This window comes from bacterium, assembly GCA_018830565.1.
In the GTDB taxonomy this organism is placed as follows: Bacteria; UBA9089; JAHJRX01; order JAHJRX01; family JAHJRX01; genus JAHJRX01.
The window spans coordinates 1-15,656 of the sequence record JAHJRX010000023.1 but is presented as its reverse complement, the minus strand read 5'-3'; the positions used below and the strand labels follow the sequence as shown (position 1 = coordinate 15,656).

The 15,656-nt window shown below is 32.3% G+C and carries 10 protein-coding genes and 1 pseudogene; 6 read left to right on the top strand and 5 right to left on the bottom strand.

What is annotated here, in order from left to right; translation table 11 throughout:
• Positions 1-171 precede the first annotated feature (171 nt).
• From KJ849_01880 to KJ849_01865, 4 genes are all read right to left on the bottom strand, one after another.
• Positions 172-1,908, bottom strand: coding sequence for a hypothetical protein (locus KJ849_01880; GenBank protein ID MBU2599315.1), 1,737 nt, complete (start codon positions 1,906-1,908; stop codon positions 172-174).
• A 79-nt stretch (positions 1,909-1,987) separates the two neighbouring features.
• Positions 1,988-2,392 carry a hypothetical protein gene (locus KJ849_01875; GenBank protein ID MBU2599314.1) on the bottom strand — a complete coding sequence of 135 codons (405 nt, stop codon included), beginning with the start codon at positions 2,390-2,392 and terminating at the stop codon, positions 1,988-1,990.
• A 73-nt stretch (positions 2,393-2,465) separates the two neighbouring features.
• A complete protein-coding gene (locus KJ849_01870) occupies positions 2,466-3,227 on the bottom strand; it encodes a TatD family hydrolase (protein ID MBU2599313.1) in 762 nt (253 codons plus the stop codon).
• An 18-nt stretch (positions 3,228-3,245) separates the two neighbouring features.
• Entirely contained in the window at positions 3,246-4,718 is a 1,473-nt protein-coding gene (locus tag KJ849_01865) for a diguanylate cyclase (protein MBU2599312.1), read from the bottom strand.
• A 223-nt stretch (positions 4,719-4,941) separates the two neighbouring features.
• Here KJ849_01865 and KJ849_01860 point away from each other — a divergent pair, with 223 nt between their 5' ends.
• From KJ849_01860 to KJ849_01835, 6 genes are all read left to right on the top strand, one after another.
• Positions 4,942-8,673, top strand: coding sequence for a FapA family protein (locus KJ849_01860; GenBank protein ID MBU2599311.1), 3,732 nt, complete (start codon positions 4,942-4,944; stop codon positions 8,671-8,673).
• Between the two features lie 51 nt (positions 8,674-8,724).
• A complete protein-coding gene (locus KJ849_01855) occupies positions 8,725-9,717 on the top strand; it encodes a FapA family protein (protein ID MBU2599310.1) in 993 nt (330 codons plus the stop codon).
• A gap of 44 nt (positions 9,718-9,761) precedes the next feature.
• Positions 9,762-10,523 carry a carbon-nitrogen family hydrolase gene (locus KJ849_01850; protein ID MBU2599309.1) on the top strand — a complete coding sequence of 254 codons (762 nt, stop codon included), beginning with the start codon at positions 9,762-9,764 and terminating at the stop codon, positions 10,521-10,523.
• A gap of 73 nt (positions 10,524-10,596) precedes the next feature.
• A complete protein-coding gene (locus KJ849_01845) occupies positions 10,597-11,832 on the top strand; it encodes a glycosyltransferase (protein ID MBU2599308.1) in 1,236 nt (411 codons plus the stop codon).
• Positions 11,826-13,250 carry a sugar transferase gene (locus KJ849_01840; protein MBU2599307.1) on the top strand — a complete coding sequence of 475 codons (1,425 nt, stop codon included), beginning with the start codon at positions 11,826-11,828 and terminating at the stop codon, positions 13,248-13,250. The genes KJ849_01845 and KJ849_01840 overlap by 7 nt, the downstream gene beginning before the upstream one ends.
• A gap of 140 nt (positions 13,251-13,390) precedes the next feature.
• The gene (locus tag KJ849_01835) at positions 13,391-14,980 is read left to right on the top strand and encodes a glycosyltransferase family 39 protein (GenBank protein MBU2599306.1); all 1,590 of its coding nucleotides are present in this window, start codon (positions 13,391-13,393) and stop codon (positions 14,978-14,980) included.
• Between the two features lie 292 nt (positions 14,981-15,272).
• Here KJ849_01835 and KJ849_01830 read toward each other — a convergent pair.
• Positions 15,273-15,501: pseudogene (locus KJ849_01830) on the bottom strand (addiction module protein).
• Positions 15,502-15,656 lie beyond the last annotated feature (155 nt).

The window sequence follows — 15,656 nt, the reverse complement described above, 5'->3', positions numbered from 1 at the left end:
TTAAAAGTAAGAACTTTTGCCACTTTGTCCCTTTCCTTTCCTTGAATAGTAAATTGGTCTTCATTAACTAATCGGCAAAGGGGCATATTGTCTTAAATTACCTATAAAATAAAAAGAAATTTTCATAATTAGAATTGCTGAATAAAAGCACAGCAAGCCGAAAAAACCAATTTACTTTACCAATTTAAATTCATTATACACATACCAAGAAGAGACCGAAAAGTGGTTAATTAATTGATATCCTCTTTCTTCAATCAACCTTTTGAAATCCCAGCGAAGTGACGCATACTTATCCTTTTTAAGAGCTTCTTGATCAAAGCTGACAAAACAAAAATCTTTAATCTTATTTTTAACAAATATAGAGAGAAGTTTCTTCAAGCTATCTTGATCATCTACCCAGAAAAAGCATTTTTTATAAAAAAGGGTGGCATTTTCTGTAGAGAGCCCATAAGAATAACTAACTACTATCGGAGACTTAATATCTTCAAGAGCTCTTAATTGAAGAAACTGAGCCTGATTACCTTTCTGTAGTAAATCAAATCCTATCCACTGGATGAAAAAACTAATTAAGCATAATCCCAAGAAGATGCCTTGATAAATTTTAGGAAAGAAAGAACTCCTCTTAACTAAAGATAATGAATATAAAGAAAAGATAATTAAGGCAGGCAAAGCAGGTAAGAAATACCTTGGTCCCCATTGGTTACCACCGTCAGAGCCAGCAATAACGCTGGTCAAGAAGAGATAAGACAGTGAAGAATATAATAAAAGTTTTAAATCAAGAGCTTCCTTATTCTTAGTTAGTTCTGGTAAGCCAAAAAGGATAAAGACTACATAAGGTATGGTGGGAATTAAACCAGTAATAAAGGTTACCGGGTGAGTAAAATTTTGATAACCAATATAGCAAGAGTTTAATAGAAATAAGATCAGAAAGAAGATAAGAGTTTTTTTATGATCGGTTAATCTTAAAAAGAAGATCCCGATCGTTAAGATAATTAAGGCAAGATTATTTATTCTATCTGCGGCACCATTAAACCAGAGGTGATAAGCAATAGTTAATTTTTCAAAGAGTAACTGTAAGAAGCCACTTCCTCCTTGAATGCTGACTACATCTGAAATGACATACTTATTATGAGCACTAATCACGCTTCCATATAACCAGTAGTTGTATAGCAATAAGGGAATAAGACTTAAAACAAATCCGGCCGTAGCAAAGACTACCTTTTGAAGACTACCGTCTTTGCGGCTTTGGAGAAGGTAAAGAATGATGATCATGGATATGGAAAGAATGGTGGTCTCCATTCTAATCCAGGAATTAAGGCCAATTAGTAGCCCAATAAAGAAATAAGCTATCTTAGAAGGCCCCTTATTTAAGCAAAGTAAGTAAAATATTAAAGTAGTTATAAAGATAGAAAGAGTATGTTCCCAAAAGATTAAACTATAAAAGAATAAGGGACTACCAAGTCCGGTAAGGAGAATAGAGAAAAGAGAATATTGAGGGACAATCTTATTTACCAAGAGATAGATTAAGATTAAGGAAAAGAATGAAGAGATAATAGGGATAAAAAAGAGTCCATAAAAGCCAAAGATCTTATAAAAGTAAGAACTTAAGAAAGGAAAGATAAAAGGATGCATAGAATAAGCTTGATTATCTTTTAGGTGAATATGAGGCTCTAATGTCTTCCAAGGAGGTCTAATTGGAAAAAAATTAAAACTTGGATCTAAGTATTTTCCAGGATAAGGAAGATGAATATTTTTAAAGTTATTCAAGATGAGACCTTGAACCTGGATAAATTTAACCCCATTATCCATAGTAAAGAAAGAGTTGGGAGGAAGGAGATAAATGGCTAAGTAACCATAAAAGAGAGTAATAGCCGTTATGATTAAAAAGAAAAGATGCTTACTCTTCATTGTTTTTTTGAGATCGGATAAAACAAATCTTTGAAAAATGGAAGATTAAATTAACTTGAGTTCGATAGTAAGATCTATCTTAAGGGCAAATAATGGTAGAAATGATTATTGTAGCTACTAAGACACAGACAGCGATTAAAAGAACTGCTTTTAAAACTCCTTCTATAACCTTAACTGAAGAAATTTTACCTAAGAGGGGCAAGTTATAAATCTTTTTTATTTCCTTGGATTTCTCATTTAAAAAATTAAGATTTAATAAATCTTCTGGTTTTTCTTGCCTATCTTTTAAAACCTGTTGAAGCTTTTTATGTTCTTCAGGTAACATCCATTCAAGGCGAGGCATATAATCTTCGCACCATCTTTCCTGACTAAACTTTTTTTTCCAAATTAAAGTATTTTTAGCTAAGCATTGTCCAATATAAGTAGTAACAAGCTTAAAAAACCCACATTTTAAACAACTAAACATTTTTTCTTCCAAGGACATAATTGACTCCTTAAACTTAAATAATACAAAATGAGGTAATTAGGTTAATGATAAATTTATAACCAGTTCTTAATTAATTTAGATTAAGATTAAAAAATTTTGCCGTCTGGTAAGTTATAATTTCAGCTACTTCTTCTTGGGGAAAACTTTTTATACTCGATACCTTTTCTAAGGCATACTTTAGATTAACTGGTTCATTTCTCTCCCCTTTAACTGGTGAAAGCACAGGAGAATCAGTTTCAAGCATCATAGATTCTATCTTTAAAGATTCAACTAATTTTTGTTTCTGAATTGAATGAACCACCGAGGTAGGAATAGAAAAGTAAAAACCAGCTTCTTCTCCTTTTTTTGCCCAACTTCTCTTTCCATCAAAGGCATGCATCAAGACTCTTTGGGGAGAATTTTCTAAAAGAAATTCAAGAGCATCCTTACCAGCGCTTCGAGAGTGAACAACAAGAGGAAGATCAACTTCCTTAGCCAGAAAAATCCATTCCTCGAAAAGTCTCTTTTGGACTTCCCTTTCTTCTTTTTTACCCCAATAATAATCTAAACCAACTTCGCCAATGCCTACAATCTTTTCTTTATTTTTCCTTATAAACTCCTGGATCTCTTTTATTTCAGCGAAATTAAATGTGGTTGGACTATACCCAACGGTAAGATATACATAGCCTTGATAAGCCTTCACCATCTCATAGGCTTTATAAATCTCCTCTAAACTCAAAGTAGAGATGATAACCTTTGAAACTCCTCCCTCTTTTGCTCTTTGGATTACATGGTCTAAGTCTTGACCAAACTCTTTTTCTTGAAGATGGCAATGAACATCTATTAACTTCACTCAAAGAATCTCCACAAATTACTCTGCTTCCTTTTCTATTTCTTTCCAAGAAACTACCTTGTTCTTACCTAATTCTTTAGCTTTTTTAAGAGCAGTTTCAACTTGATTTAAAAATTCTTTTTTGTCTTTTAAATCAGGAGAGTATTCAGAAAACCCTATACTTATAGTAATAAACTTATCCAAGCCTTTAATAGTATGTTTTTGAGTATTTGCCCTTAACCTTTCTGCCGAAAACTTTGTTCCTTCTAAATCTGTCTCAGGAAGAATTAAAGAAAACTTTTTTCCTCCATAGCGAGCTGGAATATCCATTATTCGAAAGTTATGGTAGATTAAATAACCCATCTCCTTTAAGATAAGGTCTCCCACCTTAAAACCATAAATTTCATTAAAGGTCTTAAAATTATCAATATCGATAATGATTAAAGAAAATGTAGTCTTATATCTCTTGGCTCGAATAAATTCTTCTTCTAATTTTTCTTGAAAGTAACGATGGTTATAAAGCCCAGTCAAGCTGTCACTAATCTCTAAAGTCCTGATTTGTTCATATATAAAAACATTATCTAACACCGTAGAAGCTACCTCAATGATATTTTCAAAGGTATTCTTTATAAGCTTAGGAAAAGCTTCTTTATTTTTACTTCCTAAAGCTAATATACCCTTAATATGATTACGAGAAGTAAGAGGAAGGTCGATATAGGATTCTAAAGCTTCAGCCAGAGGCAACTCGTTATTGAATTTTTGCTCATGGAAAATTTTTACCCTGAAATATTCATGATCATACTCAATCCCTTCCTTTTGGATAAAAGAAAAAATATTCTTCTTAATTTTTTCAATAAACTTATCACTCACTGGTTTAAAAAGACAAATGGCCATAAAAGCCGTATTCATTCTTTTTATAAAGAGAGTAGCTACATCACTATCAATAATCTCTCCTAAAAGCCCTAAAATATGAACAATGGTCTCTTCATATTTATAGGTATTTTTAGAGAGAAGGATCTTTTTAAGGATAGTAGCTTCGTAAAGCTTATTATCTAAAAGTTTGTTAGTTAAAGACAAGGCCTCCAGAGGAGTTTCTGGAATCTTTTTTATCAAAACTTGAGGTGACCTTCTTTTTTTATTAATCAGAGTTTCTACAATATGAATAAGCTGAGGGGATTCTAATCCTTTGATAATTTCCTTAGAGAAGTATTCGTCTGGTTCAATTTGAAGATCTGAAAATTTCTTTTGGTTATAGTTTGGATTAGTCAGAAGGATAAAAGGAATTTCTTGAGTAGCTAGATTATTCTTTAGTAATCGACAAAGATGGTCTCCTTTTAATGAAGGAATATCTAATTCTGAAATAATCAGATCTGGACCTTCTGCAAAGGCTAATTTTAGAGCTTCTAAACCATTATCAGTTGATAATGTTTTATACCCTGCTCTTTCTAAGATATTCTTGGCATTGATGATAAAGCTACGTAATTTATCTACAATTAAGATCTTTTTAAGCATGGCTTTATTATTTGAAAAGAAGATTAAAAGAAGATTAAAATACTTAATTATAACTTAGTAAATTATGACATAGAAGTTAGGGGTTGTCAATTTAATTCAGCAATTCTCATTATAAGATTTCACTTGCTACAAATAAAAAAATATGTTAACTAAGAAATATAAAGTAAGATAGTTCTTGTTACCCACGAAACTATCTTTTCTTTAGAAATATATAAGGAGAATTATGGATAAGTTAAGGCTAAATGCCTTAGAAACTATAGAATTTGAACTTAGTTTATTAGAAGAAAAATTAGATAACCTTTCTTTTGAAGAACTAACCCATAAAATTTCTTCTCTTGAGTCTCACCTCAGTAATATTAAAAACAGTAATCTTGATGCTCAGGCAATTATTGAATTAAACCAAGACCATACTTCTGCTTACCTTACTATTACTTCCCCTAAGATTGGAGGTAAGCCTCTTTTGTTTGATGAGATTATTAACTCTATCAAAGATCAGGGAATCGTTAATCCTTTTCTCAAGACCATCAAAGAAAATTTCTTGGCCCAAAATTTTGACCTTCCTATTTTAATTGCCAAAGGACACCCACCCACCAAAGGAAAAAACGCTTATCTTTCATATTGTTTAGCCCAAAATAAAGAAATAAAAGGAGTAATTCCTGGCCAGATAGTGGCCGTGAAAGTTCCTCCTATGATGGGAAAGTCAGGTTTAAATGTAAAAGGCGAAGAAATTCCTGCTCTTTGGGATAATGAGATTAGCTTAACTTTAGGAAAAAATCTAAAGTGGTCTTCTGATCGTAAATTCGTAATAGCTACTGCTTACGGACAACTCTTTTGGAAGAAAGATTTAGTTTGGGTAGAAAGAATATGTAAAGTCAAGGGTAATTTAAGCAAAGTTATTGGAAATCTAAATTTTGATGGAAAGGTGATCATAGAAGGAGATGTAGATGATGGTTTGCTTATTGAAGCAACTGGTGATGTTGAAGTAAAAGGAGAAGTAAAAAAAGCAGAGATAATCTCCCAAGAAAATGTCTATGTAGAAAAAGAGATTAAAGACGAGGCTAAGGTATTGGCTAAAGGAAATATCCAAGCCAAGGAAGTGATAAATTCCACGGTAAATACAGAAAGCTCTATCTTTGTTTCAAGCAAGATTATCAATAGCCATATCACTGTGAGGGAAAGAGTAATCTTAGAGGATAAAGAGAGTGAATTAGTAGGAGGAAATATAATAGCTAACCAAGAAATTGTGGCCAGGACAATAGGAAGTAAGAAAAAATTAAATACTTATCTGGAAAGTAAAGATTCCATCTCTGCTTTACTTTTCTACCCGGGAGTTAAGCTAAAGATTAATAACATAGAACATAAGATCACTAAAGAAATAAAGAGTTCTACTTTTTATGAAATGGAAGGAAAGGTGGTAGGAAAACCATATCAAGAAGAAATTATTAATCAAGAAGGAATTATTAAAAAAAATGATTATCGAAGTTATCTTACTAAGGAAATAGCTAAGGCAGACTTTCCTATCTCTATAATCATAATAAGTAAAGATACTAACCAAGCCTTGACTCAAGCAGCAGAATATTTAGGAATAAAAGAAGAAAAATTAGCCAGCCAAACTGAAAAATTTTTAGAAGAAGGATCTTTGAGCATCAGAGTATTTTATAAGGACCAAGAAAAGACAGGTCCTTGGAGAGAAAGAATATCTTCAGAAGTAATCTTAGAAGAACCTGGTGAGGGAAGATTTGAATTAAAGAATAAAGAAAATGGTCTCTACTTATCGGTATACTCTCCAAAAGGAAAAGGAAAGCCAATCACTTCTGAAGTGGTCTTAGAAGAAATAAGAAAAAATAAGTTTATAGACTTAAACTTAGATGAGTTAAAGAGGACGGTGAAAAATTGTTTAAAGGAGATAATCATCGCTCCTCGTCAAATAAACTTAGAAAAAGATGGTCAAGCTATCTTAGAATACCCACCTGACAAATTACTTGTTTATCTCGCCCTCATTCCTCATAAAAAAGGGGGTTTACCTGTTACCCTCGAATACATTTTAAAGTTAATAAAAAACTTGGAAATAGTTAGCCCTATTAATCAAGAAGTTATTTCTCGTGCTCTTAGCCAAAAGCAATACCATCAAAAGATTCTTATTGCCCAAGGTAAGCCATCTACTAAAGGCAATGATGCGGAAGTGGTTTTCTTTTTTGGAATTGATTATTCCAAATCTTTTGAAGATAAGGATCATTTAGCTATACCAGGAGAATTAATAGTTAAAATAAGACCCCGTACCATTGGAGAAAAAGGAGTTAATATCTTTGGAGAAGAAATTCCCGCTCTTTGGGGTAAAAAAGTAAAGATTACTTCAGGAAGAAATGTATTAGTCTCAGAAGATGACTTATCTTTTTATGCTGCCGATTTTGGTCAAGTTACCCTAAACGAAGATCAAATAAATGTAGATAAAGTTTATCTTCTTCCTACCAATGTAAATAGTCGAATAGGAAGTATTGATTTTCCAGGAAGAATAATCATTAAAGGTAAGGTAGAAAAAGGTTTTGAAGTAATAGCTAAAGCAGATATCAAGATTACCGGTAACTTTGAAGGAAACAAACTATCTTGTCAAGGAGACTTAACTATAGAGGCAGGCATTTCACCTTCAGGAAAAGCAGAAATAAAGGTGGAAGGTAATTTACAGACTCCTTTTATTACCAACGCTTTTATTCAAGCCAAAGGAAATGTAGTCTTCCAAAATCAAATTAAAGATTCCCAGATCACCGCCAATATAGTAGGAAGCAAAGAAGAAAGATCTGTAATCTCAGGCAGTGAAATTAATGCTTCTGAATACCTCCAAGTTGGCTTTATAGGAGAAAGCAACACCGAAACAATAATTAACATTAAAGATCCTCAAGGAAAGATAAATGTTTATCACCAAATACTAAAGGGAGTAAAAATAAAGATAGGTGAGGTAGTAAAAGAGGTTACTGAAGAAATTAGTTCAGCTACTTTAAAAATAAAAGAAATTAAAGAAAAAATAGTCAAAGAAGAAAATGGAATTAAAAAAGAAGAAATTATAACTAAGTTAGAGATTAGTCCTGACGAATTTAAAGAAGAAGAAGTTAATAAGATCGTCTTATCTTCAGAAAAAAAGATTATCGATCTTCAGAAACTACCTCCTTCTTTGGTAATCTTCAAAGAATCTTTGAGGGAAGCCACGGAAGAAGGAGCAAAATTATTAGACATGGATCCCCAGTTGGTAAAAACAAATCCTTTGTCTTCTTCTCAAAAAGGTAAGGTTAGAGTATCTAAAAAAGATATAAAGAATAGCTATCTTCAGCTAACTCCAGAAGAGATAAGAGAAAGATGTCTCTTTATTCCTGATGTCGATGGAGCTTTTGAATTAACCAATATTGATTCTGGATTGTATCTAACTGCCCATCCTCCTATAGGAAAAGGTAAAAAGATATCTAAAGAACTAATCTTGAAAATTATTGAAGAAAAAGAGTATCAAGAGATAAATGATGAAGCCTTAGAAAGAATATTAGCCGAAGCTAAAGAAATTCCAGAACAAATTGGTCCTCGACAAATAATAGATAGTATTGATGGAAAAGTAATCATAGAAATATTAGATAAAGGGGCCAAAGCTGCCATGACGATCATTCCTCCCAAGAAAAGTGGCCGAGAAGTAAACTTCGATCATTGCTTAAAAGCTTTACACAAGAAAGGAGTAATAGTAGGAATTAAAGAAAGTGAACTTAGAAATGCTCTCTCGAACAAAAAATTTAATACATCTCTCATTGTAGCAGAAGAAATTCCTCCCCTTCCTGGAAAAGATGCCCAAATCAACTATAAAATTAAAACTGATTCTACTAAAGTAACCTTGATTGAAGATGAAGATAAAAAAATAGATTATAAAAAAATAAGTGTAGTAGAAAACGTCTTATCTGGCCAGTTAATTGCTTTAAAATAACCTGCTTCCTTAGAAGGTGGAAAACCTAGAAAAAAAGTAACCGGAGAAGAAATACTTATTCCTTTAGGAAAAGAGCTGAAGATTCCTGCAGGAAAAAACACCAAGCTTTCAGAAGATGAAACAGAACTTTATGCTACTATTGATGGACATATAATATTGATTAATGATAAGCTTAATGTAGAGCCTATTTATGAACTAAAAGGAGATGTAAATATAAGAACTGGTAATATTGAATTTTTAGGCACCGTAATCATTGAAGGAGGAGTAGAGGATGGATTTAAAGTAGAAACAGAAGGAGATATTAGAATTGCTGATTTAGTAGGAGCAGCTACTTTATCGGCCGGAGGAAATATCTTTATTGAAGGAGGAATTAAAGGCAAAAAAAGAGCCAATATCTTTGCCAAAGGCGATGTTAAGGCAAAGTTTGTAGAAAATGCTCATATTTCTGCTTGCCGTAATATTATGATAAGCAATGAAGTTCTTCATAGCCATCTCAATGCTGGAAGAAGTGTCATGGTCAGTGAAAACAAAGGACTTATTATTGGAGGTAGAGTCAGGGCAGGAGAAGAAATATTAGCCAATGAAATAGGTTGCAAGGTTCATACTAAGACCAACATAGAAGTTGGAGTTTTGCCAAAAACAAGAGAACAACTCCAAAGTCTTGACTACTTAATTGAAAAAGATGAAAAAATTCTAAAACAAGTAAAGTTAAATATTGCTACTTTAGAAAAAATGCAGTCTAATTTAGAGGGTAATTTTACTAAAGAAAAAGCCGATAAATTAACCCAACTTAAAAATTTAAATACTCTTATCTCTTTTAGGCTACGTTCTTATTATGAAAGAAAAGAGATCTTAGGTGCTCAATTAGCTATATCTAAGCAAGGAAAAATAAGCATCACTAAGACTATTTATCCTGGAACAACTGTCTTAGTCCGAGGAGATTCTTTGGAGGTTAAAGAAGAACTAACCTCTGTTGTTCTTATGTTTGAAAACAACAAGATAAAGGTAGAAAGATACCTGCCTGAAAAAAGCACTGCCCATTAAATTCTTTCTTCATGTTTAACTTATAAATTTTTAGGATTTAAGTGATGAGTACTTTAACTATCGCTATCGTTCAGATGAAGGTAAAAGTAGGTAAAAAAGAAGAAAATATTAAGAAAGCCGGAAAATTTTTAGAAGCCTGCAAAGACCATAACCCCAACCTTATCTGCTTTCCTGAACTCTTTACTACTGGTTATAGTTTAGAAAATATTGAAGAGTTAAGCGAAGACATTGACGGCTCTTCCTTGAAATATATAGCTAAGGAAGCTCAAAGGTTAAATTGTTACATTTTAGCAGGAAGCATCGCCGAAAAAAGTAGTGGCAAGATTTACAATACCTCTTTCTTAGTGAATAATTTAGGTCAAATAGTCAGTAAGTATCGCAAAATAAATCTCTTCCCCCCATTTAAAGAGGACTTATACTTTAGTCCAGGAGAAAGAATTAGCTTAAGTAAGGTAAAGATAAAAGACCAAGAAGCCGCAATAATAGGAGTCTTAATATGTTATGATTTAAGATTTCCTGATTTATTTCAAAGACTCTCTAAAATAGGGGCCCAGATTATTTTTATTCCTTCTCAATTTCCTAATCCTCGACTAATAGATTGGGAGACTTTACTTAAAACTCGAGCTATTGAGAATCAAATCTATGTGGTAGGCATAAATAGAGTGGGAGAAGATAGAGAAAGGTCTTATTTTGGACACAGCATGGTGGTTGACCCTTGGGGAAAAGTAATAAACAATGCTTTTGAAGAAGAAAGGATATTAATTTCCAAGATCGACCTTAGTAACCTTAGTAAGATTAAGAGATAAGAGAAAGAATTCCTGGGTGTAGATTGGTGTAGATTGTTGCAAAGTCAAGATTAATTAAGGTATTTTTAATCCGATGAGAATATTAGAAGTTAATAAATTTTACTTTTTAAAAGGAGGAGCTGAACGGTACTTTTTTAATATCACCGATGTTTTAAGATCTCACGACCATGAAATCATTCCTTTTTCTATGGAGAATGAAAGAAATCTTAATTCTCCTTATACTCAGTATTTTGTAAGTAATACAGAATTTTTTGAAAAGAAACCTATTGAAAAATACTTCCATGACGCCATGAGAGTCTTGTATTCCTTTGAAGCCAAGAGAAACATAGAAAGATTAATAAAAGAAACCAAACCTGACTTAGCTCATCTTCATAATATTGCTCATCAAATTTCTCCTTCTATCCTCCACTCTTTAAAGAAGTATAATATTCCTGTTGTTCAAACCTTACATGACTATAAGCTAATTTGTCCTTCTTACTTATTCTTATCAAGGGAAGAGATTTGTGAAAGATGTAAAGGCAATCATTATTATCAGGCAGTAATAAGAAAATGCTTTCGCAATCAAATATTACCTAGTCTTTTGGGTTGTCTGGAAGCTTATCTTCATAAGATGATGAAGATCTATAAAAACATCGATCTCTTTATTGCTCCCAGTAAATTTATGAGAAATAAGATGATTGAATGTGGTCTTCCTGAAGATAAGGTAGTAAATATTCCTAATTTTGTAAATGTTAGCGACTTTAAACCTAACTATCATCACCAAAACTACTTTTTATACTTTGGCCGCATTTCTCCTGAAAAAGGAATAGGCACCTTAATTAAGGCCATGCAAGAGGTAAAAAGGTCTAAATTAGTTATTGTTGGCGAAGGCAGGTTATTGCCTTATCTTAAGAAGTATGCTTGTGACCATCAGATTAAAAATATTGAATTTTTAGGTTATAAAGAAGGGAAAGAACTAAAAGAAATTATCGGAAAGGCTATGTTTACCATTGTTCCTTCAGAAGTGTATGAAAATTTTCCTTATACTATCTTAGAATCATATGCTTTAGGCAAACCGGTAATTGGTGCTAATTTAGGTGGAATTCCAGAATTAATTGAAGACCAAAGAGATGGTTTATTATTTGAAGCTTTTAATTTTAAGGATTTAGCTTCCAAGATAAACTATTTTTTAGATAACCAAGAAATACTTTTAGAAATGGGGAAAAAAACTCGGGAAAAGGTAGAAAAGTTTTATGATTCTGAAATTCATTATCAAAGATTAATTAAGATCTTCCAAAGTCTGTTAAAGCAAGGAATAAGATCATGGTAAAACAACAAGGTATGACGGGATTCTTGTTATTAATCTTAGGTGATATGTTGATTATTATATTTTCCTACCTCTTAGCTCTATATCTTTATATGTTCTTGTTTATGTGGACATGGAGTATCCCAAAGATTATCAAATTATACTCTTTTCCTGATTACTTAATCTTACTACTTCCTATTATCTTCTTATTTTGGTCTTCTTTTATTTCTTGCCATTTGTATAGTCCTATGCGGATAGAGTCTTTCTTAAGGCATGCTTATTTAGTCTGCCAAGGTTCTGTGATGGCTCTGGTCTTTTTTATTACTTTTACTTTTTTTGCTGGTATTACCATAATTACCAAGAGCTTTTATATGATGTTTTTATTTCTAGTTATCCCTTTATTAATCATCTTTAGATTATCGCTGAAGATGTTCTTGAAATTTATTAGAGAGAAAGGTTACAATTTTCGTAATATCTTGGTGGTAGGAACAGGAGAAGTAGCTTATGGTATTGCTGAAAAATTACAAAAACATCAGGAATTTGGGTTAAAAGTGGTTGGGTATATCGATGATGAAGATAGCGAAAAGAAAGTAAAGAAAAAGATTTTAGGAAGTTTAAGAGATATTCCTAATATCTTACATACGGAAGTAGTCGATGAAGTTATCTTTGCTACTCCCTTCAGACTATACGAGCAAATTGAAGAAAGTATCCGCCTCTGTGAATTAGAAGGAGTGATGGTAAGAATAGTTACCGATATATTTAAAAAGACATTTGCTAAGACCACCGCTGTAGAGATAGAAGGCATTCCTATCTTAACCATTGATAGTGGCCCCAGTGAAGAGTTAAAATTAGCGGTAAAAAGAGCCGTAGATATTATCGTCTCCTTAGTTTATCTAACTGGATTATTTCCTTTATTCTTGTTAGTAGCGATCTTAATTAAGATTGACTCTAAAGGTCATGTCTTGTTTAAACAAGTAAGAGTGGGTCTTAATGGCCGAAGATTTTTAATGTTAAAGTTCCGCTCGATGAGGGTTGATGCTGAAAAACTCAAGAAAGACTTAATCTCTTTAAGCGAAACTACTGGTCCTGCCTTTAAGATGAAGAAAGATCCTCGTGTTACGCGGGTAGGAAGAATTATTAGAAAGTTAAGCATTGATGAGCTTCCTCAGCTTTGGAATGTCTTAAAAGGAGAAATGAGCTTAATTGGTCCTCGTCCTCCTTTGTCTGAGGAAGTAAAAGAATATGATATTTGTCACCGCCGTAGACTTTCAATGAGGCCAGGCATTACTTGCATTTGGCAGGTAAGCGGAAGAAGTAATATCTCTTTTGAAAAATGGATGGAGATGGATTTAGAATATATTGATAACTGGTCTTTATGGTTAGATCTTAAGATTCTACTAAAGACCGTAGTTGTTGTCTTAAAAGGAACAGGTGCTTACTAAAGGTTATAGTAGTTATTAACGAAAATTAGACCTATTAAATAATACCGAGTAATAAAACATAAACTCATTGGAGTTAAATTAATTTGCTCTATGTCAAATTTTCAGCCTAAGAAAGGTCCAAATTAAAATTGCAAAGTTCCATGAAAACAAAATTTTTCCTTTTTCTCATTATTTTGATAAGCATCTTCATTAGACTCCCTTATACTAACATCCCTCTCTTTCATGCTGATGAAGCTATTTATGCTTTGGTAGCCCAAGACTTTTTAAATGGAACTTGTATCTATCAAGGAGTTTGGGATCACAAACCACCTGGCATATACTTTTTATATGCCTTAATATTTAAATTATTTTCTCCTTACACTATGATCTATATCCGTCTATTTACTATAATTTGGACTTGTGTGACCCTATATACTATCTTTAGCTTAGGAAGATACTTATATAACGAAAAAGTAGGCCTATATTCTGGTCTATTTTTTGCCATTTTTAGCACCACTTACTTAAATAAGGAAATACTAGCGGCTAATTCTGAAATATTTATGATCTTGCCTTATACTTTATGTATCTACTATTTTATAAAAGGTTATGAATTAAAAAAGCCTATTTTTATTATCGTTTCTGGTATTTGGGCAGGAATGGCTATATTAATTAAACAACCAGCTATATTTAATTTAGCTGCTATTTTTTTCTATCTCTTGGTAGTTCCTAAAATACTAAGAATAAAATTTAACTTTAAAGAAACTCTCTCTGATCTCTTTTATTTTCTTATGGGAATTCTCCTTATCTTTCTGCCAGTGGTCATATACTTTTTTATTCATGGTGCTTTTTTTAATTTTATAAATGAAGCTTTTTTCTTTAGCCTTTTATATGTAAGCACATCGCCAGAGAGCCTTTTTACTTACTTCTCAAGAAGTTTAAGTGATTGCTTTCTTCCCAATATCTTAATTTGGTGTTTATCTATATCCAGTCTCATCTTTATGGGTATTAATTTATTCAGTAACAAGAAAGAGGATAAACTATCTTTAAATAACCAGAATCACAGAAATTTCTTAGTTATGATTTGGGCAATATTTTCTTTTGTAGGTGTAGCAATAGGTAATAAATTTATGATGCACTACTTTGTTCAAATGTTTCCTGTAAATTTTCTCTTATCAGGATATGGAATTAACGTTTTATTAAAGAAGCTCTCTCTTAAAGAAGATTCTTTATCTTCTCCTTATCCTTATCCTTATGGCAAAATTTTAATTATCTCCTTTCTTGTCTTAGGAACAATCTTGCCTTTTCAAAAATATCATGGAACAATTGGACTTTTTAAAAGATACTATTATCTAATTACTAAAAAAACTCCATTTTTATCCAGAGAAGAGATTGTCGCTTCATACATTATGAAGAATTCCAAGCCAAATCAAAAAATATTTGTTTGGGGAAATGCTCCTCAGATATACTTCTTATCTCACCGTAACCCAGCAAGTAAGATTGTCTTTAATAATGTAATTGTTGGTACTTACAACTTCCCAAAGCATATTGAAAAAATATTTCTTGACCAAGTAATAAGTGATTTACACCAGAATAAACCTCTGTTCTTTGTAGATGCCGTTCCTGATGATGATCGCCTTATCGAGAAACTCAATATCCCTTATTATCCTTCTCTTAACTCCTTTTTAAATAAAAACTATCAATATGCTTACAAATTTAAGGACATTATTATCTATAACCTAAAAAAAGACTAGAAAAATAAGCTTGAATAAATTAAGATTTTAAGAAAGAGAATAAAATGCTTACTTCCAGACACCAAAGAATCCTTTCTTCTTCAAGAAGATATATTATTTTGTATGGAAACCTCTTGATGAGGTATTTTCTTGCTTCTTTATATTCTGGTGGGAAAATTTTTGGATTTCTTTCTATGAATCTTAAGCCTGCATCAACCTGTAAGAGGAAGTCATATCCTAATCCTTCCTTTTATCTTCATACCAAGAGAAAGATTCCTTTAGGTCATTTTCAGCCTCAGGACCGATGATAACTCTATGTCTCATTTTTGCTCACTATTCTTTTAAAAACATCCTCCCATGGAGAACCCAAATCAGGATTCCGATGATATGCCTCTAATCTTCCATCAATTATCTTCTTTTTCTTCTTCAGTCAATTCGACCGAGTCGGCTTCTACGGCTATCGTATCCCAAATATCCTCTACCAGTTGAATTCTCTCTGGGATTGACAGAACAAGAGTATCAGTTACAGTAAACGTCTTCATAATTCATATCCTCCTTTTTTCTTTTACATCTTTTGCATCTAACGACAGAAATCACCCGCTTTTTCCCAAAGCGAAGCGGCGGGAAAAAGTCGGGTGCATTGACTTGTTATAAGTTTTTATTCTTTTCTTCAAGCCAGTCTTCAGTAGAAATTTCT

Bases quoted from the DNA above. Each gene is read 5' to 3' on its own strand.
- KJ849_01880 (MBU2599315.1), bottom strand. From the start codon at position 1,908: ATGAAGAGTAAGCATCTTTTCTTTTTAATCATAACGGCTATTACTCTC.
- KJ849_01875 (MBU2599314.1), bottom strand. From the start codon at position 2,392: ATGTCCTTGGAAGAAAAAATGTTTAGTTGTTTAAAATGTGGGTTTTTT.
- KJ849_01865 (MBU2599312.1), bottom strand. From the start codon at position 4,718: ATGCTTAAAAAGATCTTAATTGTAGATAAATTACGTAGCTTTATCATC.
- KJ849_01860 (MBU2599311.1), top strand. From the start codon at position 4,942: ATGGATAAGTTAAGGCTAAATGCCTTAGAAACTATAGAATTTGAACTT.
- KJ849_01850 (MBU2599309.1), top strand. From the start codon at position 9,762: ATGAGTACTTTAACTATCGCTATCGTTCAGATGAAGGTAAAAGTAGGT.
- KJ849_01845 (MBU2599308.1), top strand. From the start codon at position 10,597: ATGAGAATATTAGAAGTTAATAAATTTTACTTTTTAAAAGGAGGAGCT.
- KJ849_01840 (MBU2599307.1), top strand. From the start codon at position 11,826: ATGGTAAAACAACAAGGTATGACGGGATTCTTGTTATTAATCTTAGGT.
- KJ849_01835 (MBU2599306.1), top strand. From the start codon at position 13,391: ATGAAAACAAAATTTTTCCTTTTTCTCATTATTTTGATAAGCATCTTC.